This is a genomic window from Bartonella sp. CM120XJJH (assembly GCF_042194715.1).
Lineage (GTDB): Bacteria > Pseudomonadota > Alphaproteobacteria > Rhizobiales > Rhizobiaceae > Bartonella.
Window position 1 is genome coordinate 1 of record NZ_JBHINE010000126.1, and the last position, 289, is coordinate 289.

The following is a 289-nucleotide window of genomic DNA, read 5'->3' on the forward strand; positions in this document are numbered from 1 at the left end:
TTGGATGAGGTCATTACCCAGATATTGGATGAGTCCATTATTCAAGTATTGGATGGGGTCAGAGAGTTTGATATTCTTACTTTTATATGTATTTTAAGTCTATTTATTTTGATCTGTTGTTTTATGGCTATCCCGATTATTTTAATTTTACACATACGATTGACGAAGAAATTGAAAAAAACACTTCGGCAATTAGAAGACACTCTTCAGCAGCGAGATAAAGCTTTTTCAGTACAAAAATAGAGAGAAAAATGATGGCTCTTATGAGACTGTTTGTTTTCATAAATAC

The 289-nt window shown here is 31.8% G+C and carries 1 pseudogene; it reads left to right on the forward strand.

Annotated features, from left to right (window positions below):
* A pseudogene (locus ACFIKU_RS10165) lies at positions 1 to 243 on the forward strand (hypothetical protein); the annotation flags it as partial.
* Between the last annotated feature and the right edge of the window lie 46 nt (positions 244 to 289).